Here is a 22,495-nt window from a genome sequence, read left to right on the forward strand (position 1 = left end):
GCCGGACGGCCGGGGGGCGGCCCGGGGCGGGCGCGGTGGGGGTGCGCCCGCCCCGGAGGGCCGGTCAGTCGCCGGGCTTGGGAGCCGAGGCGGTGCGGGTGCGGCGGGCCGGAGCCGGGGCCGCGGCGGGCTCGGGCGCGGCGGGAGCCGCCGGGGCCGCCTGGGCGTCGGCGGGGGCGTCCACGCGGGGGCCCACACCGAGCTTCTCCTTGATCTTCTTCTCGATCTCGTCGGCGGTCTCGGGGTGGTTCTTGAGGTAGTTGCGGGCGTTCTCCTTGCCCTGGCCGAGCTGGTCGCCCTCGTAGGTGTACCAGGCGCCGGACTTGCGGACGAAGCCGTGCTCGACGCCGAGGTCGATCAGACCGCCCTCGCGGCTGATGCCGACGCCGTACAGCAGGTCGAAGTCGGCGACCTTGAAGGGCGGGGCCATCTTGTTCTTCACGACCTTGACGCGGACCCGGTTGCCGACGGCCTCGGTGCCGTCCTTGAGGGTCTCGATGCGGCGCACGTCCAGCCGGACGGAGGAGTAGAACTTCAGCGCCCGGCCGCCCGTGGTGGTCTCGGGGGAGCCGAACATGACGCCGACCTTCTCCCGCAGCTGGTTGATGAAGATCGCGGTGGTCTTGGTCTGGTTGATCGCGCCGGTCAGCTTCCGCAGCGCCTGGGACATCAGGCGGGCCTGCAGGCCGACGTGGCTGTCGCCCATGTCGCCCTCGATCTCGGCGCGGGGCACCAGCGCCGCCACCGAGTCGATGACCACGAGGTCGACCGCGCCGGAGCGGATCAGCATGTCCGTGATCTCCAGCGCCTGCTCGCCGGTGTCGGGCTGGGAGACCAGCAGGGCCTTGGTGTCCACGCCGAGCTTCTCGGCGTAGTCGGGGTCGAGCGCGTGCTCGGCGTCGACGAAGGCGGCGATGCCGCCCATCTTCTGCACGCTGGCGACCGCGTGCAGGGCGACGGTCGTCTTACCGGAGGACTCCGGCCCGTAGATCTCCACGACCCGGCCGCGGGGCAGCCCGCCGATGCCGAGCGCGATGTCGAGGGAGATGGCCCCGGTGGGGATCACCTCCATGGGCGCGCGCACCTCGTCGCCGAGGCGCATGATCGAGCCTTTGCCGAACTGGCGTTCGATCTGGGCGAGGGCGGTCTCGAGCGCCTTCTCGCGGTCGTTAGCTGCCATGGTCTGCCCCTGTCGGGTCGGGTTCTTCTTGCTGGTGTTCGTCATCTCGGGAACGACGCTACGCCGGTCCACTGACAAAACGCGGCCCCCGCGACACCGTCACTCTACCGAACATAAATTCGATCGAGGCCGCACTCGCCGACGGCTCTCCGATACGTCCGGAACCGGCGCGGGAATCGGGCTGCGCGGTGAGCGCGCGGCGACGTACCCTGGCGCTCAGACGATCAAGCGGGGGCTGGCTGATGACCCTGACCGTTCTGTTCTGCGCCGATCCGCTCGATCCTCGGCGCGTGGATCCGCACTTCGCCCGTGAGGCCGACACCGTCCGGGCCACGGGAGGCGCCCTGGCGCTGCTCGACCACGACCTGCTGTGCCGCGGCGAGGCGGCCGAGGCGGTCCGTCGGGTCCCGCGCGGCGCCGGCGGGCTGTGGTACCGGGGCTGGATGGTGACGGCGGCCGAGTACCACGCGATGTCCAAGGCGCTGGCGGACCGCGGCGGCTTCCTCATGACCCCGCCGGACGGCTACCGGCGCGCCCACGAGCTCCCCGGCTGGTACGACACCTTCGCCGGGCTGACGCCGCCCAGTGTCTGGCTGCCGCTCGTCCCGCGCGAGGCGCCTTCGCCGGAGCGGCTGGCCGAGGCGGTGCGGCGGCTGCCCGGCGGTCCCGGAGTGGTCAAGGACTACGTGAAGTCCCGCAAGCACGAGTGGGACGAGGCCTGCTACGTCCCCGACCTGCACGACGCGGAGGGCCTGCATCGCGTCGTCCGCCGCATGGTCGAGCTCCAGGACGACTTCCTCAACGGAGGCGTGGTCGTCCGCGTCTTCGAGGAGTACGACTCGGCCGAGGCCCGCGTCTGGTGGATCGACGGGGATCCCGTCCTCGTCGGCCCCCACCCGGACACGCCGGACGCCGAGTGCGTACCGGCCCTCGACCAGGTCCGGCCATCCGTCCGGGCCCTGGGCTGCCGTTTCGTCACCACCGACCTGGCCCGCCGCCCGGACGGCGCGTGGCGGGTGGTGGAGGTCGGAGACGGTCAGGTCAGCGATCTTCCGGCGGGTGCCGATGTGGGCGACCTTTACTTTCATCTTCCGGATCCCGGCTGAAGGTGAACCAAATCGTCTCTCCGGCGGTCTGAAGACCGTGTGTCGCTGTTCTAGAGCAAGCGGTACCCCTACAATTCGTGCGCATCGCTTCAACGGAGGGACCCCCCATGCTCCGGCGCCGTATGAGTTCCCGGGCCGTCAAGGTCGGCATGCTCGGCACCCTGTCGATGTCCCTGGCCGCCTGCGGAGGCTCCAGCTACACCGCTTCCTGCGTGGACGGGTACAGCTACAGCGGCGGCCAGTACAAGCTCGTCGATGACGACGACTGCGACTTCGGCGGCGACGGCGGGCGTTACTTCTGGTACTACGGAGGCACCGCCACCAGCTCCGGCTACATCTACAACGGCACCACGCTGAAGCCGCGCAAGGGCGAGATCAAGTCGAAGTCCGGGCGCACCCTGCAGCGCGGCGGCTTCGGCAGCGGCTTCAGCGGCGGCGGCTGATCCGTGCGAAGAGAACGGTCCCGGCCCCGCGAGGGCTGGGAGGCGAAGATCGAGTCCCAGGGGCTCGCCTACCACCGCACGGCCCACCCGGAGAACCTGACCCGCCCCTACTGGGACGAGTCCGTGCATTACGTCCTGGAGATGGACGAGGTACTCCGGCTGGAGGAAGTGGTCGAGGAACTCCACCGCATGTGCCTGCAGGCGGCGGAGCACGTCGTCGAGACGGGGCGTTACGAGGTGCTCGGAATCGACGAACGCCTCGCCCCCGCGATCGAGGAGTCCTGGAGGCGCCGCGACCCGCACCTCTACGGGCGCTTCGACCTGCGCTACGACGGCGCGGGCCCCGCCAAGCTCCTGGAGTACAACGCCGACACCCCCACGTCCCTGGTGGAGAGCTCCATCATCCAGTGGTACTGGAAAGAGGACGTCTTCCCCGCCGACGACCAGTGGAACTCCATCCACGAGCGGCTGGTCGACCGCTGGAAGGAGATGCGGCTGCGGGAGGGTCCCGTCCACTTCACCTGGACGGAGGCCGACGAGTCGGGCGAGGAGATCATGACGATCTCCTACCTGCAGGAGACGGCCGAGCAGGCGGGCCGGCCGGGCGTCTCCCTCCCGATGGAGGCCGTCGGCTGGGACGGGGAGGACTACTGCGACCTGGCGGGCGAGCGGATCAAGACGTTCTGCAAGCTCTACCCGTGGGAGTGGATCGTCCACGAGCCCTTCGGCGCCTTCGTCGACGAGGCCGACTGGATCGAGCCGATGTGGAAGATGCTCCTGTCCAACAAGGGCCTGCTGGTCCTGCTCTGGGAGCTGTTCCCCGGCCATCCGAACCTGCTGCCGGCGTACCTGGGCTCCCCCGGCGACCTGACCTCCTACATCAAGAAGCCCCTGCTGGGCCGTGAGGGCGCGAGCATGTCCATCACGACCCCGTCCTTCAGCCAGCGGACCGAGGGACGTTACGGCGCGGAGGGCTTCGTCTTCCAGGAGTTCCAGGCGCTGCCGGAGTTCGACGGCCAGCACCCCGTGCTCGGCGCCTGGATGGTCGCGGACGAGTCCGCGGGCCTCGGCATCCGCGAGACGTCAGGTCTCATCACCGACGACACGTCCTCTTTCGTCCCCCATCGGATCCCCCTCTAGATATTCGTCCTAAGGAGCCTCCATGCCTCTCGCTCTCGACAGTGCCTTCAGCGAGGTACTGGGAGACAACGTCCTCGCGATCCTCTCTTACGCGGGCGTCGGCCTGGTCCTGTTCGTGCTCGGCTTCTACGCGGTGGACCTGGCCACCCCGGGCCGCCTGGTGTCGGTGATCCGGCACGACCGGAACCCGAACGCGAGCCTGCTGGCCGCCGCGGGCATGGCGGCGGTGGGCGTCATCGTGTCGGCGTCGATCTACGCGACGGACGCCGCGCTGACCGAGGGCCTGATCGCCACGGCCGTCTACGGCCTGGTGGGCATCGTCGCGCAGATCGTGGCGATGCTCATCTTCAACCTGCTCATCGGGCTGAAGATCAAGGAACTGTGCCACGAGGAGCACCTGCAGCCGGGCACCTGGATGCTCGCGGTCACCTACCTGATGATCGGCCTGGTGACGGCGCTGGCCGTCATCTGAGCCGGTCGGGCACGTCGAACGCCGAGCAGACCGCCTTCCAGACGGTTCTGGTGTCCACCCCGTCGGAGAACGCCTGGTCGATGGTGCGGCCACCGAGTTCGGCGATCACCTGGTCCTTGGCGACGCTCTCGGCGTATCCCTCGCCGAACTGCCGGTTCATCTTGGTCCAGAAAGCCGTCAACCTCACGGGCCCAGTGTGCCAGCTCCGCCGGTGCGGGGACGACACCCCGCTTCACGGAGTGGTCCCGTGTGGTAAATCCACATTACTGAGTCTTTGCTTGCTCATTAACCTCAGGCGGCTTACGGTGGCCGAAAAGAGGGTCACTCCGCCCCGCGTGGACTGACCATGGAGGTCACCGGTGCGCTTCGGCGAACCGGTGGCCTCGCGTGCCCGCGAGGCGACCCTCTGGCCGTGAGGAGGGGGCTGCGCCATGGAGAGCGTCGTACTCGGGGCGGCGCTGCTCGCCGGCCTGGTCCTGCTGGCCTGGCGGGCGCTGCGCCGACCCGCGATGAGGAAGGCGGCGGAGGCCGAGCTCCAGCACCTGCGCGACCAGGCGCTGGAGCAGGGGGAGAAGGCCGCCGCCCGGCTCCGCGAACAGGCCGAGGAGCAGGCTCGTGAGCTCCGGGAGAAGGCCGAGGAGCAGGCCCGCGCGCTCCGCGAGGAGGCGCGGGAGCGGCTGGAGGACGTCGAGCGCAGGGAACGCCGGCTGGCCGAGCGGGAACAGCGGCTCGACCAGGAGGCCGGACGGCTCGAGGAGCGGCGGGCCGAGCTCGCCGGACGGGCCGCGGCGCTGGACGCCCGCGAGGCCGAGCTGGGCCGCGCCGAGCAGGAGCGGGCCCGTGCGCTGGAACAGGTGGCGGGGCTGACCGCCGAGCAGGCCAGGGCCGAGCTGGTGGCGCAGATCCGCAACCAGGCCAAGCGCGAGGCGGCGCTGACCGTCCGGGAGCTGGAGGCCCAGGCCCGCGAGGAGGGCGAGGCCCGCGCCCGCAAGATCGTCACCCTGGCGGTGCAGCGGGTGGCCAGCGAGCAGACCACCGAGTCGGTGGTCTCGGTCCTGCACCTGCCGCACGAGGAGATGAAGGGCCGGATCATCGGCCGCGAGGGCCGCAACATCCGCACGTTCGAGTCGGTCACCGGGGTCAACCTCATCATCGACGACACTCCCGAGGCGGTCCTGCTCAGCTGCTTCGACCCGGTGCGCCGCGAGGTCGCCCGGCTCACCCTGGAGCAGCTGGTCCTGGACGGGCGCATCCACCCGCACCGCATCGAGGAGATCTACGAGCGCAGCCTGGCGGAGGTCGAGACGCTGTGCGTCAGGGCGGGCGAGGACGCCCTGGTGGAGGTGGGCATCACCGAGATGCACCCCGAGCTGATCGCGCTGCTGGGCCGGCTGCGCTACCGCACCTCCTACGGCCAGAACGTGCTCAAGCACCTGGTGGAGTCGGCGCACCTGGCCGGGGTCATGGCCGCCGAGCTCAGGCTGCCCGTGGACGTGGCCAAACGCGGAACGCTCCTGCACGACGTCGGAAAGGCCCTCACCCACGAGGTGGAGGGGAGCCACGCCCTCGTCGGGGCCGAGGTGGCGCGCCGTTACGGCGAGCACGAGGACGTCGTCCACGCGATCGAGTCGCACCACAACGAGGTCGAGGTGCGCACCGTCGAGGCGGTCCTCACCCAGGCGGCCGACGCCATCTCCGGGGGGCGCCCCGGCGCGCGCCGCGAGTCGCTGGAGGCCTACGTCAAACGTCTGGAGCAGTTGGAGCGCATCGCGAAGGACACCCATGAGGGAGTCGAGAAGGTCTTCGCCATGCAGGCCGGACGGGAGATCCGCGTCATGGTCAAGCCCGGCGCGGTGGACGACATCCAGGCGCAGGTCATCGCTCGCGACATCGCCAAGCAGGTCGAGGACGAGCTCACCTATCCGGGCCAGATCCGGGTCACGGTGGTCCGGGAGTCCAGGGCCACCGAGTACGCCCGCTGAGCGGGGCGGCGCCGGGTCAGGCCGAGAGCGCCTCGCCCCCGGTCAGCCTGAGCACCGCCACGCCCGGCGGGGTGAACCCGAGGGCCTGCCCGTAGAACGACAGCTCCGCCTCCAGGCAGGCCTGCACCGTCTCGGTCCGCCGGAATCCGTGGGACTCGCCGGGGAAGGTGAGGTGGGCGTGCGGGATCTTGTTCTCGGCCAGCGCCCGGGCGAACCGGGCCGACTGCGCCGGGGGCACCACCGGGTCCTCCAGCCCCTGCAGCAGCAGCACCGGGCAGGCGGTGCGGTCGGCGCGGTTGAGCGGCGAACGCTCCTCGTAGGCGCGCTCGTAGCCGGGGATCGGGCCGATCAGGCCGAACGGGTAGCGGGACTCGAAGTCGTGGGTCTCCTGCAGCAGGGTCGTCGCGTCGCTGATGCCGAAATAGGACGTCGCGGCCTTGAAGACGGTGCCGGAGGTGACGGCGGCCAGGGTGGTCCAGCCGCCCGCGCTGGAGCCCCGGACGGCGAGCCGCTCGGGGTGGGCCCGCCCTGTCCTGACCAGTTCGGCGGCGACCGCGACGGCGTCCTCGACGTCCACCACGCCCCACTGGCGGCGCAGCCGCTCGCGGTAGGCGCGGCCGTAGCCGGTGGAGCCGCCGTAGTCGACCTCGACGACCCCGATGCCGCGGCTGGTGAAGTAGGCGCGCTCCAGGCTGAGCGAGGCCGAGGCGCGCGCCGTCGGCCCGCCGTGGACGAACACCACGTAAGGCGGGAGCTCGCCCTGGGGGCCGAGCGCGGTCGGGTTGGCGGGCTCGAAGACGTAGGCGTACACCGGCCGGCCGAACTGGCCCTCGAACTTCTCGGCGCGCGGAGTCGGCAGGTACGCCTCGTCCGGCACCCGGTCGAGTTCGCGGCGCAGCACCGTCACCCGCCCCTGGGAGACCTTCACCACGGACGCCGGGAGCGTCGGGGCGGACCCGATGCCCACGAACGTGGAGCCGTCCGCGGACAGGCTCATCTGCCAGTCGGTGTAGGGCAGGTCCAGCGGCTCCAGCTCGAGGGTGTCGGGGTCGTACAGGCTGAGCCTCTGCTCGCCCTGCCCGTGCATGACGACGAGCCGCCCGTCGCCCATCAGCGCGTACGGCATGCCGCCCAGCTGCCACAGCGGGCCCGCGAACTCCTCCTCGGCGGGGTAGAGCGCCTGGGGCGACTCCCCGTAGAGGCCGACCTGGTAGATGTTCCACCAGCCGGGCCAGTCGGAGGCGACGTACAGGCTCTTGTCGTCCGCCCACAGGGGGGCCAGCACCGACTCGGACATGCCGCCCTTGACCGTCCGGGGGGAGACGACCTTGCCGTCGTCGATCACCCCGACGCGGAGCTCGGTGCCGTCCCACGGCATCCGCGGGTGGTTCCACTGCACCCACGCCAGGTGACCGCCGGACGGGGAAGGCGCGGGCGAGGCGTAGAAGTCGGTTCCGGTGACCATCTCGTTGATCGCAGCGGGGTCGTTGGCGGCCCGCCCGTCCAGGGGGATCCCCACGATGGCCCGCCGCACCCCCGGAGCGGACGGGGCGTCGCCCTCGGAGGCGGGGACCGCGACATGACCCTCGCAGACGCACCAGACCTCGGCCCCGTCGGGGGAGAGCACCAGATCGGCGTACCGCAGCCCCCCGGGGATCGCCGGCTCGGGTGTCAACGGCCGCGGCCGGACGTCCCTGGGCACCAGCAGGTACAGCCGCTGGTCCTCGTAGTTGGTGAAGACCAGCCCGCGCGGGGTCGGCAGGTAGGACTTGCCGCCGTACTCGTGCACCCGGCTGCGGGCGTTCCAGGGCGAGGGCAGGACCTCCCGTCCGTTGAGCATGACCGTGGTCCTGCCGCCCTCGTCCGGCCGTGTCTCCTGCCACCAGACGTCGTCACCTTGGGCGGTCGGAAAACTCAGTCTCACCCGGTTGCGGGCGACGTCGGCTGCGGAGATGGGAGAGGGCCAGGAACCGTAGGGGGCAACGCGAGCGGTCATACCGGAATCGTCCCGCATGCCGAAGGGGATTGGAGCCAAGAACGGACACTTGAGCTCTGAAAGTAACAAGGTCAGGCGCCGAGAGGCGGCACTCCCACCACCGGATCGGCCTTCGCCGTCGCGGCGGTGGACTTGCGGCTGCGGCGGCTGCGCCTCTCGAGCCAGGTGGCCAGCCGTCCCAGCGCCAGGTTGATGAGGATGTAGATGGCGGCCACGACGATCGCGGCGGGGATGACGTTGCCGTAGTTGGCGGGGATGACCCGGAAGCCGGAGTTCAGGAGGTCCTCGTAGGTGATGATGTAGCCCAGGGCGGTGTCCTTGAGCAGTACCACCATCTGGCTGACGATCGCCGGGAGCATCGCGGTGACGGCCTGGGGCAGCAGGATCAGCCGCATGACGCCGCCCTTGCGCAGGCCGAGCGCGTAAGCGGCCTCGGACTGCCCGCGCGGCACCGCCTGGACGCCGGCGCGGAACACCTCGGCCAGGACCGAGCCGTTGTAGAGGGTCAGCCCTATCACCACGGCCCAGAAGGCCGGCATCACATAGCCGGAGAGCGCGAATGCCCCGGCCTGGGCGAAGAAGATCATGATCAGGACGGGGATGGCGCGGAAGAACTCCACCACCCAGGTCGCCGGCAGCCGCAGCCACCAGTGGTCCGACAGCCGGCCCAGGCCGAAGACCACCCCGAACACCAGGGTGAGCACCGCGGCGACGGCCGCCGCCGACAGGGTGCCCCACAGGCCCGGAAGGATCAGGCCGGTCCACACCTCGGGATCCAGGAACGGCTTCCACAGGGCGCCGTCCCACTGCCCCGCATCCTCGAAGCGCGCCCAGACGAACCAGGCCGCGAGCAGGATCAGGACCACGCCGAGGAGCGTCAGGACGTTGTGCCGCAGCCGTGCGCGCGGACCCGGCGCGTCGAACAGCACCCCCGCGCTCATCGGCGCACCGCCAGCCGCCGGGCCAGCAGGCCGGTGAGGTAGCCGGTCGGCAGGGTGAGGATCATGTAGCCCGCCGCGAAGCCGAGGAACACCGCGACGACGGTCCCCGTACTCTCATAGAGCATGTCCTTCATGACGAACGCCGCCTCCGCGTAGCCCGCGACGATGACGACGGTGGTGTTCTTGGTCAGCGCGATGAGCACGCTGCCGAGCGGGGCGATGACCGTGCGGAAGGCCTGCGGCAGGATCACCGCCCGCATCGACTGCGTGAAGGTCAGGCCGATGGCCCGAGCCGCCTCCGCCTGCCCCAGGGGCACGGTGTTGACGCCCGAGCGCAGGGTCTCGCAGACGAAGGTGGAGGTGTAGGCGGTCAGCCCGAGGACGGCCAGCCAGTAGCCGTTGAACTGGGGGTCGTCGGCGTCGAAGTTCAGCTGCAGGGTGTTGCTGATGCCCAGCGAGCAGAACAGCAGCACCAGGGTGAGGGGGGTGTTGCGCAGGACGTTGACGTAGACCGTCCCGATCCCGCGCAGCACCGGGACGGGGGAGACCCGCAGCGCCACCAGCAGGGTGCCCAGCAGCAGGGAGAGGACTGCGCTCATCGCGGTCAGCCGGATCGTCGACCAGAAGCCGCCGAGGATCGCGTCGAAGTTCTCGATCAGTGCTGACATGGTCCTCTCCCGCCGTGGGTTCGGCTCGGTCCGCCGGTCAGGCGCAGCCCTCGAGGGCGGGCGCCTCGGTGGGCAGCTGCAGGCCCTTGGCGTTGCCGAACCACTTGCTCAGCAGCTGCGCGGCGGTCCCGTCCTTGTACATCTCGGTGATCGCGTCGTTGACGGCCTCGCAGCCCTTGGTGTCGCCCTTCTTCATGCCGACGCCGTACTTCTCGTCGGTGAAGGGGGTGCCGAGGATCTTGAAGTCTCCGCCCTGGGAGGCGAAGCCCGCCAGGATGAGGTCGTCGGTGGTGACGGCGTCGAGGGTGCCGCCCTTGAGCTTGGTGATGCACTCGCTGTAGGCGCCGGCGGGGACGAGCTTGGCGCTGATGCCCCGGCCGTTGGGGGCGGGGTCGGTGATGCGCTTGTAGGAGTTGGAGCCGGACGCCTGGCAGATCCGCTTGCCCTTGAGGTCCTCGACCTTGGTGATGGAGGTGTCGTCGCCGCGGACCATGATGTCCTGGTGGGCCACGATGTAGGGGCCGCCGAAGGTCACCTTCTCCTTGCGCTCGTCCAGGATCGAGTAGGTGGCGACGACGAGGTCGACCTGCCCCTGCTGGAGGAACGGCTCCCGGTTGGCGGAGATGGTCTCCTTCCAGGTGATGCCGCTCTCGGGCACGCCCAGCTTCTCGGCGATGTAGCGGGCGACGTCGACGTCGAAGCCCTCCATCGACCCGTCGGGCTTCTTGACGCCCAGCGCGGGCTGGTCGATCTTCACGCCGATCGTCAGTTTCTTGTCGTTCTTCGCCTTGTCGACGAGGCCGGTGGAGGAGTCTCCGCCTCCGCAGGCGGACAGCGCGGTGGCGCCGAGGGCGAAGGCGGCCAGGGTCAGGGCGATACGGCGCATGGAAGGGGTTCCCTTTCGTCAGGTGCCTGCTCAGTGCCTCAGGATCTTGGAGAGGAAGTCGCGGGCCCGGTCGGTGCGGGGCTCGGTGAAGAACTCCTCGGGGGTGCTCTGCTCGACGATCCGCCCGTCGGCCATGAAGACGACGCGTCGGGCGGCGCTGCGGGCGAAGCCCATCTCGTGGGTGACGACGATCATGGTCATGCCCTCGCGGGCGAGGTCGGTCATGACCTCCAGCACCTCGGCGACCATCTCGGGGTCGAGCGCGGAGGTGGGCTCGTCGAACAGCATGAGCTTGGGCCGCATCGCCAGCGCCCGGGCGATGGCGGCGCGCTGCTGCTGGCCGCCCGACAGCTGGGCGGGGAACTTGGCGGCCTGGGAGGCGATGCCGACGCGCTCCAGCAGGGCCATGGCCTCCTGCTCGGCCTGCGCCTTGGGGACCTTGCGGACCTTGACCGGGCCGAGGGTGACGTTCTGCAGGATCGTCTTGTGCGCGAAGAGGTTGAAGGACTGGAAGACCATGCCGACCTCGGAGCGCAGCCGGGCCAGCGCCCTGCCCTCCTGGGGCAGGGGTTCGCCGTCCAGGGTGATCTTCCCGGAGTCGATGGTCTCCAGGCGGTTGATCGTCCGGCAGAGGGTGGACTTGCCGCCCCCGGAGGGGCCGATCACCACGACGACCTCGCCCCGGTCGATCGTGAGGTCGATGTCCTTGAGCACATGGAGATCGCCGAAGTGCTTGTTGACGTTCTCCAGCACCACGAGCGGCTCGCCGCTGTCCGTCATACGCCAGGACGCTACGTGACAGACGTGGATCACGGGAGGGTCTCGGCGATATCTATCTGATCACGAGAATGTGATCCTCGGGCCGCCTGCCGGAGTTTCCCGCCGGGCCTGCGAGGAGGGCGCGCACGGGTACCCTGGGAACGCCATGAACGTCATGAACCCCGCTCACGCAGACCACGCGGCCGAGGCGCCCCGCACCTACGAGATCCGCACGTACGGCTGCCAGATGAACGTCCACGACTCCGAACGCCTGGCAGGGCTGCTGGAGTCGGCCGGGTACGTCAAGGCGGACGGCGAGCCGGACGTCATCGTCTTCAACACCTGCGCGGTGCGGGAGAACGCCGACAACCGCCTGTACGGCAACCTCGGCCACCTGCGCAGGCAGGCCGAGAACGGCCTGCAGATCGCGGTGGGCGGATGCCTGGCCCAGAAGGACCGCGACACGATCGTCAAGCGGGCCCCCTGGGTGGACGTGGTGTTCGGCACCCACAACATCGGCGCGCTGCCGGTGCTGCTGGAGCGCGCCCGCGTGCGGCAGGAGGCGCAGGTCGAGATCGAGGAGTCCCTGTCGGTCTTCCCCTCGACGCTGCCCACCCGCCGCGAGTCCCCCTACGCCGCCTGGGTGTCGGTCTCCGTCGGCTGCAACAACACCTGCACGTTCTGCATCGTCCCCTCGCTGCGCGGCAAGGAGAAGGACCGTCGGCCCGGCGAGATCCTCGCCGAGGTCGAGGCGCTGGTCGCCGAGGGCGTGCTCGAGGTGACGCTGCTGGGCCAGAACGTCAACGCCTACGGCTCGGAGTTCGGCGACAGGGCCGCGTTCGCCAAGCTGCTGCGCGCCTGCGGCGGGATCGACGGACTCGAGCGGGTCCGGTTCACCTCCCCGCACCCCAAGGACTTCACCGACGACGTGATCGCGGCGATGGCCGAGACCCCGAACGCCATGCCCTCGCTGCACATGCCGCTGCAGTCCGGCTCGGACGCGGTGCTGCGCGCGATGCGCCGCTCCTACCGGCAGGAGCGCTACCTGGGCATCATCGACCGGGTGCGGGCGTCGATCCCGGACGCGGCGATCACCACCGACATCATCGTGGGCTTCCCCGGCGAGACCGAGGAGGACTTCGAGCAGACCCTCCACGTGGTGCGCGAGGCGCGGTTCGCCCAGGCGTTCACCTTCCAGTACTCCAAGCGCCCCGGGACCCCCGCGGCGACCATGGAGGACCAGGTGCCCAAGGAGGTCGTCCAGGTCCGCTACGAGCGGCTCGTCGAGCTGCAGGAGCAGATCTCCTGGGACGAGAACAAGAAGCAGGTCGGCCGCGCACTGGAGGTGCTGGTGGCCGAGGGCGAGGGCAGCAAGGACGGCGCCACCCGGCGGCTGTCCGGGCGGGCCCGCGACAACCGGCTGGTGCACTTCCGGCGCCCCGACGAGGAGGTGCGCCCCGGCGACCTGGTGACGGTCGAGGTCACCTACGCCGCGCCCCACCACCTGCTGGCCGACGCGCCCGTCCGGTCCGTCCGGCGCACCCGTGCGGGGGACGCCTGGCAGGCCCGGCAGGAGGCGCCGGAGCGGGGCTCGGCGGTCTCGCTGGGCATGCCGAAGATCGGCGCCCCGGCGGCGGCCCCGGTGTCCTCCGGCTGTTCCACCTGCCCGTGAGGGGGCGGGAGTGCTGATCCGCGCCGCGGTCTGCCCGCATCCGCCTCTGCTGGTGCCCGAGCTGGCCGGTGCGGCCGCCGGGGAGCTGGAGGGGCTGCGCGAGGCCTGCCGCCGGGCGATCCGGCCGCTCCTGGAGGCCGACGCCGGTGAGCTCGTGGTGGTGGGCACAGGTCCCGAGACCCGGGCGTTCGACTCCTCGGCCGCGGGCTCGTTCCACCCCTACGGGCTGGAGCTGAAGGTCGGGCAGGGCGAGCCGGTGCTGCCGCTGTCCCTGACGGTCGGCCGCTGGCTGCTGGACGGGGAACGGCGGGCGCGCCTGCAGTCCGTGGCGTTCGACGCCGAGCCCGGCGCCTGCCTGGAGCTGGGCCGGGAACTGGCGCGGGACGACGTGTCGCTGCTGGTCATGGGCGACGGCTCGGCCTGCCGGGACGAGAAGGCCCCCGGCTATCTGGACGAGCGGGCGGGCCCCTACGACCGCGAGGCGGCGCGGGCTCTCGGGGAGGCGGACGCCGCCGCGCTCGGGCGGCTCGATCCCGTGCTGTCCGGTGAGCTGATGGCGGCGGGGCGGGCGGCTTGGCAGGTCCTCGCCGGGGCCGCGTCGGCCGGGGGCGGCCCGCTGCGGGGTGAGCTGCTGGCCGACGAGGCTCCCTACGGCGTGGGGTATTTCGTGGCTACCTGGACGTAGGCGGCTGCTGCCCGCGCCGCGCCTGCTGCTCGGCTGCCTCCCTGGCCTTGCGCTGCACCTCGTCGATCTGCTTGTGGTACTTGCCCCCGGTCTTGCGGTCGACCATGTCGCCGGCCTTGTCGATGGCCGGACCCGCCTTGTCCCCGTGCTTGCCCAGCAGGTCCATGAACTTCTGGACGATGCTCATTTCCGGTCCCCCGATACTGGTTCTGGCGGCGCCTTCCGGTGGCGTCCGCCGGTCTCATCGGTATCTACCCGCGAACCTGCCGCTACCCCTACCCGTGGAAACTGATAACTCGTGAACGTGATCTCTGTGGTCGGACCGACCGCGGCGGGCAAGTCGGATCTGGCCGTCGAAATAGCGCTGCGCCTGGGCGGCGAGGCGGTCAACACCGACTCCATGCAGCTCTACCGCGGCATGGACATCGGCACCGCCAAGCTCACCGTCGAGGAGCGGCGCGGGGTGCCCCACCACCTGCTGGACGTCTGGGACGTCACCGAGCCGGCCAGCGTCGCGGAGTACCAGCGGATGGCGCACGAGGTGATCGCGCGGATCGGGGAGCGCGGCCGGACGCCCGTCCTGGTGGGCGGGTCGGGCCTCTACGTCCGGGCGGCGCTGGACGAGATGGAGTTCCCGGGCACGGACCCGCGGATCAGGGCCCGGCTGGAGGCGGAGCTGGCCGAGCGGGGCTCGGGGGCGCTGTTCGAGCGGCTGCGGACCGCGGACCCCGAGGCGGCGCGGGTGATCCTGCCGAGCAACGGGCGCCGGATCGTCCGTGCCCTGGAGGTCATCGAGCTGACCGGCCGTCCCTTCACCGCCAGCCTGCCCGAACACCGGTACCGGGAGCCCGGAACGGTGCAGCTGGGGCTGCTGGTGCCCCGTCCCGAGCTCGACGAGCGCATCGCGCTGCGGGTCGCGCGCATGTGGGAGGCCGGGTTCGTCGAGGAGGTCGGGGAGCTGGAGAAGGCGGGGCTGCGCCAGGGCCGCACGGCCTCGGCGGCGCTCGGCTACGCCCAGGTGCTGCGGTTCCTCGCGGGGGAGTGGACGCAGGAGCAGGCCAGGGAGGAGACGATCCGGGCGACCCGGCGGTTCGCCCGCCGCCAGGAGTCGTGGTTCCGCCGCGATCCGCGCATCCGCTGGCTGCCGTACGACGCGCCCGACCTGCTGGAGTTGGCGCTGGAGGCGGGCGGGGGCGACACGGGGGTGCCCTCGGCCTGACGTTTGTCATAACCTCTTCCCGAATGGAATTCGGTTTATTCGAGGAGGGGTCATGACGGAACCCACGACGGTGGCCTGGCGCGTCAGCCGTCCCATCCAGGAGCTCGGCGGGGCGTTCATGTTCTCCCGTGAGACCCGGGAGTTCGGAGAGAGCACCGGAGTCCCCGGCTTCATGGGGCCGTACATGAAGGGACGCTGCGGAGTGCTCGGCGACGTCGACGCCGACGTCGTGACCTCGGCGGTGGGCGTCTTCCACCCGCGGGCCGTCCGGGAGGCGTGGGAGTCGGTGCCCATGCCCGCGGCCCGGGCGGCGGAGGGCTACCTGGGCGCCTGCCACGGGTTCGGCCGGCGCAAGCTCGCCTCCTTCGAGGAGGCCGACCGGCTGGCCGAGCTGCTGCTCGCCGTGGTCGGCAACGGGGACGTCACGGGCGCGCCGCTGTTCGCCGGATGGCGGGCCATGCCGCTGGCGGAGGACGGCAGGGCGAGGGCCATGCAGTTGATCCACGTCCTGCGGGAGTACCGCGCCGGACTGCACTTCCTGGCGGTCAGGGCGGCCGGGCTGACCCCGGTGCAGGCCATCCTGGTGGGCGGGTCGCCGATCTTCAAGGCCGCGGACCAGGTCCTGCTCTTCGGCTGGCAGGCGCCGGAGGAGGAGATCACCGACGAGGTGCGGGCCCGCTGGCAGGAGGCCGAGCGGGTCACCGACCAGCTCGTCCAGCAGGCGTTCTCCGTGCTCGACAAGGCCGAAGGGGAGGAGCTCGTCGAGCTCGTGGCCAGGGCGTACGAGACGGCGGGCCTGCGCGCCAGGGACAAGGGCTGAGCGATGTCCCTTCGGAGAGGCCCGTCGAAGTCGGGACAACTGTCCCTTAAGGGCGGGATCTTCGGGACCGTACCTTTTTCCATGTAAGGGGGTACGCACGCCACCGGGTCGGGAGCCCCGGGACGAGCGGCGAACCAGAAGGGCCGGCGGTCATACTCTTGGCGGGGGACGACCGACCGGCCCTTCCCTTTTCCCTCATGCCCTTCTGCGTGAACGGCGTGAACCGGCATCGCTCATCGTGATATCTCACTTGCTCTCTGTTGTCCTCGACGGGAGCGGTGATGCTGGTCCTGCTCGTCCGCCGCTGCTCGTCCGCCCTTGTGCTGGCGGCCGTGGCGGCCAGCCTCGGCTACCTGCTGGCCGGGGCGGGCCTGGATCCGCGCGCCCGCCTGGAGTCGGCACGGCCGCGGCCCCCGCAGGCGGCGATCGAGGCCGAGCTGACCGCGCTGAACCTCAACGACCGCACCCCGCTGCACACCCGCTACCTGACCTGGGCCTCCGGAGCGGTGCGCGGGGATTTCGGGCGCACCCTGCGCGGCGCCCCCGTCAGCGGAGAACTGCCCCGGAGACTGCGGACGAGCCTGTTCCTGCTGCTGCCCGGCACCGTGCTGGGGGCCGTCCTCGGAGTGCTGCTGGGAGCCTTCTCCGCGCTGCATCCCGGAACGGACAAGGCGCTGACGATGCTCTCCCACGTGCTGCTGGCCACGCCCGTCTTCGTGCTGGCGGTCCTGCTGCAGCTGGGAGCGCAGCACGTCAACGCCGCGACGGGCACACACCTCTTCCAATGGACGGGGGACGGGACGGGCCTCGCCTCGCGGCTCCAGCACCTGGTCCTGCCGACCGTGACGGTCGCGCTGGTCCAGGCGGCGCTCTACAGCCGCTACCAGCGGTCGCTGATGCGCGAACTGGTGGAGGCCGAGCACGTGAAGGCCGCGCGCGCCCGCGGCCTGGGCCTGCACCGGGCCTTCTTCAAACACGGGCTGCGCGTCGCGCTCGTCCCCACGGCCACCTTCTTCGCCTACGACCTCGGCCTGCTGCTGCTCGGCGCGGCCTTCATCGAACAGGCCTACGGAAGGCACGGGATGGGGGCGTGGCTGCTGGACTCGCTGCGCGAGGCCGACCCGCACCCGGTCGCCGCCTGCATCGCCCTGGCCGCCCTGCTCGTCCCGGCCGCCACCGTCCTCGCCGGGATCGCGCACCGCGTCCTGGTCCCGGGGAGCCGCGCATGATGGGCCTGGCGCATCCGCTGCGGCGGCGCGCCCGCCACTTCCGGGGGTTCGGACGGCTCAGGCCGCGCGAGGGCGGCCCCGCGCGGCGGGCGGCCCGGGACAGGGCCGCGGTCTGCGGCGCCGTCCTGCTGGCCGCGCTGCTCCTCCTGGCCCTGTCCGGAGCCGCCGGCCGGGACTGGCGGGCACTGGACCTGACCGCGCTGCGCGAGCCGCCCTCGGCCCGCCACTGGTTCGGCACCACCGGCACGGGCCGCGACATGTTCGCGCTCAGCCTGCGCGGCATGCGCCGCTCCCTGGCGGTCGGCCTCGCCGCCGGGCTGCTGGCCACCGCGATCGCCGCCGTCGCGGGAGCCTTCGCCGGCCTCGTCGGCGGCTTGGCCGACCGGCTGCTCATGGGCGCCGCGGACCTCCTCCTGGTGCTGCCGGGCGTCCTGCTGGTGGCCGTCCTCGCCCCCGAGGGCGCCTCCTGGGGCACGGTCGTCCTGCTGCTCGCCGCCTTCCTGTGGCCGCTGACCGCGCGGGCCGTCCGGGCTCAGGCCCGCGCGCTGGCAGAACGCGAGTTCGTCCTGGCCGCCCTCTACCTGGGCGCGTCCCGCCGCCGCGTCGTCCTGCGCCACCTGCTCCCCAACCTGACCGGCCTCCTGGTCGCCGACGCCACCGTCAACGTGGGCCTGGCCGTCGTGGGGGAGAGCGGGCTGGCCTTCCTCGGCTTCGGCGTGCGCCCCCCGGACGTCTCCCTGGGCACCCTCATCGCCGACGGGACCTCCGCCGCCACCGTCCACCCCTGGCTGTTCGTCCCGCCCGCCGTCCTGCTGACCCTGATCGTCCTGGCGGTCAACCTCCTGGGCGACGGTCTGCACCGCGTCCTGGACCGGGACCCATGAGCGCGCGGCCCGTGAACCTCGGGGTCAGGCGGTTGCGCGTGACCTTCGGCGACCGGCGGGTCGTGGACGACCTGTCCTTCGACGTGGAGGCGGGCGAGACCGTCGCCCTGGTGGGCGCGTCGGGCGCGGGAAAGTCCGCGACGGCCCTGGCCCTCCTGGGACTGCTGCCCCGGCACGCCCGCGCCGAGGGGGAGGTCCGCCTCCTGGGCAGGCCGCTGAACGGCCTGACCGAGCGCGACTGGTCGCGGATCCGGGGCCGCGACATCGCCATGGTCTTCCAGGACCCCCTGGCGGCGCTGAGCCCCGCCTATCCGGTGGGCGCCCAGGTCACCGAGGCGGTCCGGGCGCACGCCGGACGGGCAGGCGCGCGGAGGCGGGCGGGGGAACTCCTGGAGGCGGTCGGGATCCCGGCCGGCCGCCACCGCGCCTACCCCCGCGAACTGTCCGGCGGCATGCGCCAGCGCGTCCTCATCGCGATGGCCGCGGCGCACCGACCCGCCGTCCTGATCGCGGACGAGCCCACCGCCTCCCTCGACCCGCAGGTCAGGGAGCAGGTCCTGGACCTCCTCCACGGCCTGTGCGCCACGTCGGGTACGGGCCTCCTGCTGATCTCCCACGATCCGGAGGTCGTACGGCGCCGGGCGAGGCGGGTGGTGACCCTGCACACCGACGGGCCCGGCGCCCTCCCGCCCGTCCCCGTCCGTTCCGAAGGAGCCTCGCGGGAGAGGCGCCAGGAGGTGCTGGCCGTCCGCGGGCTGAAGCGGAGCCGCGGCGGGGCCAGGGTGCTCGACGGGGTCGCGCTGGAGGTGGGGGAAGGCGAGATCGTCGGGCTGTCCGGGGCGTCGGGGGCGGGGAAGACCACGCTGCTGCGGGAGGTGCTGCGGCTGGAGCGCCCCGAGGAGGGGCGGATCGAGGTCTGCGGCCGGGACGTGGCGGAACTGTCCCGGACGGCTCGGCGGGAGCTGAGAGCGCTGGTCCAGCCCGTGTTCCAGGACCCGTGGGCGTCGCTGAACCCGCGGATGACGGTGCGGCAGATCGTGGCGGAGCCGCTGCGGGTGCACGGATTGCCGGTACGAGGACGGGTGGAGGAGCTGCTGGAGCTGGTGGAGCTTCCGCTGGAGACGGCGGAGCGCCACCCGCGGGCGCTCTCCGGAGGGCAGCGCCAGCGGGTGGCGATCGCGCGGGCGCTGGCGCCCTCCCCCCGGTTGCTGCTGGCCGACGAGCCGGTGTCGGCGCTGGACGTGCGGGCCAAGGCGGGGATCACGGCGCTGCTGGGCGGGCTGCGCGACAGGCTGGGGCTGGCCTGCCTGCTGGTCTCCCACGACGAGGGCGTGCTGGCGCGGCTGGCCGACAGGGTCCTCGTCCTGAGGGACGGGCGGATCCGGTCATGAGGACGTCCGCCTGGAGCGCGGCGCTCTCGGCGCTGTCGCTGGCGGGGACCGCCGCCTGCGCCGTGCCGCGGGAGCCGGTCCCGGACGGGCCGCCCGCCCTGGCGGACCTGCGGCCGGCCCCCCGGGGGGAGATCCGGGACGGGGGAGCGCTGCGCTGGCCGCTGCCGTCGTTCCCGGGGCAGTGGAACTTCCACCAGGTGAACGGGATGGACGGCGCCTCGGAGCTGGTGCTGCGGGGGCTGATGCCGTTCACGATGGTCAGCGACGAGCGGGGCGTGGTGCGGCCGGACCCGGACTACGTGCTGAGCGCGCGGATGCGGACGGGACGCCGGCAGGTCGTCCGGTACCGGGTGAATCCGCGGGCGCGGTGGTCCGACGGGAGACGGCTCTCCTACCGGGACTTCGCGGCGCAGGCCAGAGCACTGTCGGGGCGGGACGAGCGGTTCCGGATCGCCTCCGACGTGGGGTACCGGCAGATCGCCTCGGTGCGCAGGGGGCGGAGCGACACCGAGGTCGTGGTGGTCTTCCGCGAGCCGTTCGCCGACTGGCGCGTGCTGTTCAGCCCGCTGTACCCGGCGGAGACGAACAGCCGGCCCGAGTCCTTCAACGAGGGGTGGCGGGGGCGGATACCGGTCACGGCGGGGCCGTTCCGGGTGGGTTCGCTGGACGAGGCGGGGCAGGCCGTGACGCTGGTGCGCGACCCGGCGTGGTGGGGGAGGCCGGCCAAGCTGGACGAGATCCGGTTCCGGGCGCTGGCTCCGGCCGCGCGGGCCGGGGCCTTCGCCAACCGGGAGCTGGACCTGCTGGAGGCGGGTGACGATCCGGGGGCCTACCGGCGCGGCGCCGGGCTGCCGTGGGCGGAGGTGCGGCGTGCGGCGGGGCCCGACTGGCGCCATCTGACTTTGAACGCGGGCCGGGGACCGCTGGCCGATCCGGCCGTCCGCCGGGCCGTGCTGCTGGCGCTGGACCGGAGGCTGCTGGCCAGGGCCGCGCTGGAACAGCTCGACAGTCCGGTCGAGACGCTGGGCAGCCACTTCCTGACCAGGGGCAGGCCCGGCTATCGGGATCTGGCTCCGGCGCCAGACCTCGGCCTGGCCCGGGCGCTGCTGGCCGGTGCCCGGCCGTCACTGCGGTTCGTCGTCCCGGCGGGCAACCCGGCGGCCCGGGACGAGGCCGAGCTGATCCAGGCGATGCTCGCGCGGGCCGGTTTCCGGGTGGTGCTCCAGGCGGTGCCGCAGAACGAGCTGATCAGCGGCCGCGTGGTGCGCGGGGACTTCGACCTGGTGTCGTTCTCCTGGCTGGGCACGCCGTTCCCCGCCTCGGACATGGCGTCGGTCTTCACCCGCGGTGGCGGGCAGAACTTCACCGGTGCCGGCAGCGCGCGGATCGACGCGCTGCTGGCGCGGGCGGGGCGGGAACCGGATCCGGAGCGCGGGGCCGCTCTCGTCGGCCGGGCCGACGAGCTGCTGTGGAAGCAGGCGGCGGTGATCCCGCTCTACCAGCGGCCGCAGCTGGTGGTTCTGGACCGCAGGCTGGTCAACATCGGGGCGAGGGGCCTCCGGCAGCTGCAGTATGAGGACATCGGCTACGGCAGGGGGATCTCCTGAGCGATCCGGTTCCTGGTGAAGCGGACATCCCATACGTAGAGCTTGAAGTTCGCGACGTCGGCGGACTCGGCGACGGGGGACTTGGTGGTCACCCGGACGATGAAGGACGCGCCGGCGGGCATGTACTGGTCGACCCCGTCGGGGGAGGGCGGCGTGTCACCCACGAAGCCCGCGATCTCCCACTTGGTCGGCGGGCTGCACAGGCCGGCGTCGGTGCCCTCCTGGTCGGCGCACACCTTGGTGCCGGCCTCCTCTTGGGGGAGGAAGAGCTGGCCGGGCGCCTCGAATGGGACGGTCTGGCCGCTGGTGTTGGTGACCAGGTACTCGATGTAGGCGTGGCCTTCGGAGTCCAGGTCCGCCTTGATCGCGCCCAGGGAGTAGCTGTAGTCCTCGGTGCTGGTGAGCTCCAGCCGCGTCCCGGTCTCGGGGGTGCTCGCCGCGGCCGGGGCGTTCTGGCTCGCGGGGTCGGCGGTCTCCTCGCCCGGGCGGATGAGGAAGATCGCCACGCCGATGGCGACCACGGCGACGGCGGCGGCGATGACCGCGGGGAGGGTTTTCCCCGGGGTCTTCTTCTGGGTGGACCTGGCGCGGTGCGTGCCTGACAACGATCTTCCCAAGGGGTCTCGAGTAAGGGATTGCCGACGCAGCATATTGGAACGGTCCGGTATAAATCACCCCAGGAGGGCATGAAGAGGCGGTAGTTGTTACGGAAAGGGAATGAGTCGAGCTTTTCGATCTTCGATGAACCGCACGTCCCACACGTAGAGCGCAAGATCCTGTCGGGTCAGTTCCTTCACCCGCTCCCGGGTCGAGATCCGGATGAGATAGGACGCGCCGGCCGGGATGTACTCATCCGCGCCCTCCACCACCAAGGGCGGAGCACCGTCCACATAACCGATGATCGTGCTGCTGTTCTCCAGCGTGCACTTTCCTTTCTCGGCCCCGGGCTGCTCCATGCACCGCGAGCCGGACAGCGTCTTCCCCCGGTCCAGGAACAGGTCGCCCGGCCGTTCCATCGGGGCCTTGCCGGGGCCGGTGTTGGTGATCGTGTAGTCGATGTACGCCTGGCCGTTCACCTTCCGGCCGCCGCCCACCGCGGCGATCCGGTAGGTGAAACCATCGGTGCTGGTGAGGGCGACCGGCTCCCCCGCCTCGGGCGCGGGCACCGAGGGAGAGCCCGTGACGGCGGGGGACCGCGCCGCGGGGGAGGTCTCCCCCTCCTTCACGATGAGGACGACCGCGCAGACGGCCCCCGCGCCGAGCACCGCGGTGAGCGCCGCCGCGGTGGCGATCCTGCCGGTGTTGCTCTTCTTTCGGCGGCTTCCCGCCGAGCGGTGTGATCCGGTCATCGAAGATCCCCTTGCTGAATTGCGCGGGAGCCTAACGCATGATCGGGAAAGCGCTTTTCCGGGGTC

At 71.6% G+C, this 22,495-nt stretch carries 23 protein-coding genes; 13 read left to right on the top strand and 10 right to left on the bottom strand.

Annotated elements, in window-relative coordinates; translation table 11 throughout:
* Positions 1-64: 64 nt before the first annotated feature.
* Positions 65-1,180 (bottom strand): recombinase RecA, encoded by a 1,116-nt coding sequence (recA, locus tag ABGB12_RS07210; RefSeq protein ID WP_347675480.1) that lies wholly within the window; start codon positions 1,178-1,180, stop codon positions 65-67.
* A 242-nt stretch (positions 1,181-1,422) separates the two neighbouring features.
* Here recA and ABGB12_RS07215 point away from each other — a divergent pair, with 242 nt between their 5' ends.
* The 4 genes from ABGB12_RS07215 to ABGB12_RS07230 all read left to right on the top strand — a co-directional run bounded on the left by ABGB12_RS07215 (position 1,423) and on the right by ABGB12_RS07230 (position 4,341).
* A complete protein-coding gene (locus ABGB12_RS07215) occupies positions 1,423-2,286 on the top strand; it encodes an ATP-grasp domain-containing protein (RefSeq protein WP_347675481.1) in 864 nt (287 codons plus the stop codon).
* A gap of 122 nt (positions 2,287-2,408) precedes the next feature.
* Positions 2,409-2,729: a hypothetical protein gene (locus ABGB12_RS07220; protein ID WP_347675482.1), complete on the top strand. Its 321-nt coding sequence runs from the start codon at positions 2,409-2,411 to the stop codon at positions 2,727-2,729.
* 3 nt (positions 2,730-2,732) lie between these two features.
* A complete protein-coding gene (locus ABGB12_RS07225) occupies positions 2,733-3,869 on the top strand; it encodes a glutathionylspermidine synthase family protein (RefSeq protein WP_347675483.1) in 1,137 nt (378 codons plus the stop codon).
* Positions 3,870-3,891: 22 nt separating this feature from the next.
* Positions 3,892-4,341: a DUF350 domain-containing protein gene (locus ABGB12_RS07230; RefSeq protein WP_347675484.1), complete on the top strand. Its 450-nt coding sequence runs from the start codon at positions 3,892-3,894 to the stop codon at positions 4,339-4,341.
* Here the strand turns inward: ABGB12_RS07230 and ABGB12_RS07235 are convergent.
* Positions 4,334-4,528 carry a DUF3046 domain-containing protein gene (locus tag ABGB12_RS07235; protein WP_347675485.1) on the bottom strand — a complete coding sequence of 65 codons (195 nt, stop codon included), beginning with the start codon at positions 4,526-4,528 and terminating at the stop codon, positions 4,334-4,336. The genes ABGB12_RS07230 and ABGB12_RS07235 overlap by 8 nt on opposite strands.
* A gap of 322 nt (positions 4,529-4,850) precedes the next feature.
* Here ABGB12_RS07235 and rny point away from each other — a divergent pair, with 322 nt between their 5' ends.
* Positions 4,851-6,323 (top strand): ribonuclease Y, encoded by a 1,473-nt coding sequence (rny, locus tag ABGB12_RS07240; protein WP_347676089.1) that lies wholly within the window; start codon positions 4,851-4,853, stop codon positions 6,321-6,323.
* A gap of 16 nt (positions 6,324-6,339) precedes the next feature.
* Here the strand turns inward: rny and ABGB12_RS07245 are convergent, their stop codons facing one another.
* The 5 genes from ABGB12_RS07245 to ABGB12_RS07265 all read right to left on the bottom strand — a co-directional run bounded on the left by ABGB12_RS07245 (position 6,340) and on the right by ABGB12_RS07265 (position 11,594).
* Entirely contained in the window at positions 6,340-8,319 is a 1,980-nt protein-coding gene (locus tag ABGB12_RS07245) for a prolyl oligopeptidase family serine peptidase (protein ID WP_347675486.1), read from the bottom strand.
* Positions 8,320-8,390: 71 nt separating this feature from the next.
* Positions 8,391-9,260, bottom strand: coding sequence for an amino acid ABC transporter permease (locus ABGB12_RS07250; protein WP_347675487.1), 870 nt, complete (start codon positions 9,258-9,260; stop codon positions 8,391-8,393).
* Positions 9,257-9,928 (bottom strand): amino acid ABC transporter permease, encoded by a 672-nt coding sequence (locus tag ABGB12_RS07255; RefSeq protein WP_347675488.1) that lies wholly within the window; start codon positions 9,926-9,928, stop codon positions 9,257-9,259. The genes ABGB12_RS07250 and ABGB12_RS07255 overlap by 4 nt, the downstream gene beginning before the upstream one ends.
* Before the next feature lie 37 nt (positions 9,929-9,965).
* Positions 9,966-10,814: a glutamate ABC transporter substrate-binding protein gene (locus ABGB12_RS07260; protein WP_347675489.1), complete on the bottom strand. Its 849-nt coding sequence runs from the start codon at positions 10,812-10,814 to the stop codon at positions 9,966-9,968.
* A 30-nt stretch (positions 10,815-10,844) separates the two neighbouring features.
* Positions 10,845-11,594: an amino acid ABC transporter ATP-binding protein gene (locus tag ABGB12_RS07265; protein WP_347675490.1), complete on the bottom strand. Its 750-nt coding sequence runs from the start codon at positions 11,592-11,594 to the stop codon at positions 10,845-10,847.
* Positions 11,595-11,739: 145 nt separating this feature from the next.
* Here ABGB12_RS07265 and miaB point away from each other — a divergent pair, with 145 nt between their 5' ends.
* On the top strand, positions 11,740-13,245 hold the full coding sequence (gene miaB / locus ABGB12_RS07270) for a tRNA (N6-isopentenyl adenosine(37)-C2)-methylthiotransferase MiaB (protein WP_347675491.1): 1,506 nt from the start codon (positions 11,740-11,742) through the stop codon (positions 13,243-13,245).
* 10 nt (positions 13,246-13,255) lie between these two features.
* Positions 13,256-13,930, top strand: coding sequence for a class III extradiol dioxygenase subunit B-like domain-containing protein (locus ABGB12_RS07275; protein ID WP_347675492.1), 675 nt, complete (start codon positions 13,256-13,258; stop codon positions 13,928-13,930).
* Here ABGB12_RS07275 and ABGB12_RS07280 read toward each other — a convergent pair.
* Positions 13,917-14,117 (bottom strand): antitoxin, encoded by a 201-nt coding sequence (locus tag ABGB12_RS07280; protein WP_347675493.1) that lies wholly within the window; start codon positions 14,115-14,117, stop codon positions 13,917-13,919. The genes ABGB12_RS07275 and ABGB12_RS07280 overlap by 14 nt on opposite strands.
* Positions 14,118-14,234: 117 nt before the next feature.
* On the opposite strand from ABGB12_RS07280, the gene miaA reads away from it, so the two are divergent.
* From miaA to ABGB12_RS07310, 6 genes are all read left to right on the top strand, one after another.
* Positions 14,235-15,149, top strand: coding sequence for a tRNA (adenosine(37)-N6)-dimethylallyltransferase MiaA (miaA, locus tag ABGB12_RS07285; RefSeq protein WP_347676090.1), 915 nt, complete (start codon positions 14,235-14,237; stop codon positions 15,147-15,149).
* Positions 15,150-15,201: 52 nt separating this feature from the next.
* Positions 15,202-15,969 carry a hypothetical protein gene (locus ABGB12_RS07290; protein ID WP_347675494.1) on the top strand — a complete coding sequence of 256 codons (768 nt, stop codon included), beginning with the start codon at positions 15,202-15,204 and terminating at the stop codon, positions 15,967-15,969.
* 281 nt (positions 15,970-16,250) lie between these two features.
* The gene (locus tag ABGB12_RS07295; RefSeq protein WP_347675495.1) at positions 16,251-17,198 is read left to right on the top strand and encodes an ABC transporter permease; all 948 of its coding nucleotides are present in this window, start codon (positions 16,251-16,253) and stop codon (positions 17,196-17,198) included.
* Positions 17,195-18,082 (top strand): ABC transporter permease, encoded by an 888-nt coding sequence (locus ABGB12_RS07300; RefSeq protein ID WP_347675496.1) that lies wholly within the window; start codon positions 17,195-17,197, stop codon positions 18,080-18,082. The genes ABGB12_RS07295 and ABGB12_RS07300 overlap by 4 nt, the downstream gene beginning before the upstream one ends.
* Positions 18,079-19,473, top strand: a complete 1,395-nt coding sequence (locus ABGB12_RS07305) for an ATP-binding cassette domain-containing protein (protein ID WP_347675497.1) — start codon at positions 18,079-18,081, stop codon at positions 19,471-19,473. Before ABGB12_RS07300 ends, ABGB12_RS07305 begins: the two co-directional genes overlap by 4 nt.
* The gene (locus tag ABGB12_RS07310) at positions 19,470-21,080 is read left to right on the top strand and encodes an ABC transporter family substrate-binding protein (protein WP_347675498.1); all 1,611 of its coding nucleotides are present in this window, start codon (positions 19,470-19,472) and stop codon (positions 21,078-21,080) included. The genes ABGB12_RS07305 and ABGB12_RS07310 overlap by 4 nt, the downstream gene beginning before the upstream one ends.
* Here ABGB12_RS07310 and ABGB12_RS07315 read toward each other — a convergent pair.
* Both ABGB12_RS07315 and ABGB12_RS07320 read right to left on the bottom strand, forming a co-directional pair.
* Positions 21,059-21,685 (bottom strand): hypothetical protein, encoded by a 627-nt coding sequence (locus tag ABGB12_RS07315; RefSeq protein ID WP_347675499.1) that lies wholly within the window; start codon positions 21,683-21,685, stop codon positions 21,059-21,061. The two genes, ABGB12_RS07310 and ABGB12_RS07315, sit on opposite strands and share 22 nt — an antisense overlap.
* A gap of 99 nt (positions 21,686-21,784) precedes the next feature.
* Positions 21,785-22,429, bottom strand: a complete 645-nt coding sequence (locus ABGB12_RS07320) for a hypothetical protein (RefSeq protein WP_347675500.1) — start codon at positions 22,427-22,429, stop codon at positions 21,785-21,787.
* Between the last annotated feature and the right edge of the window lie 66 nt (positions 22,430-22,495).

The sequence above is a fragment of the Actinocorallia sp. B10E7 genome (assembly GCF_039871655.1).
Taxonomy (GTDB): domain Bacteria; phylum Actinomycetota; class Actinomycetes; order Streptosporangiales; family Streptosporangiaceae; genus Actinocorallia.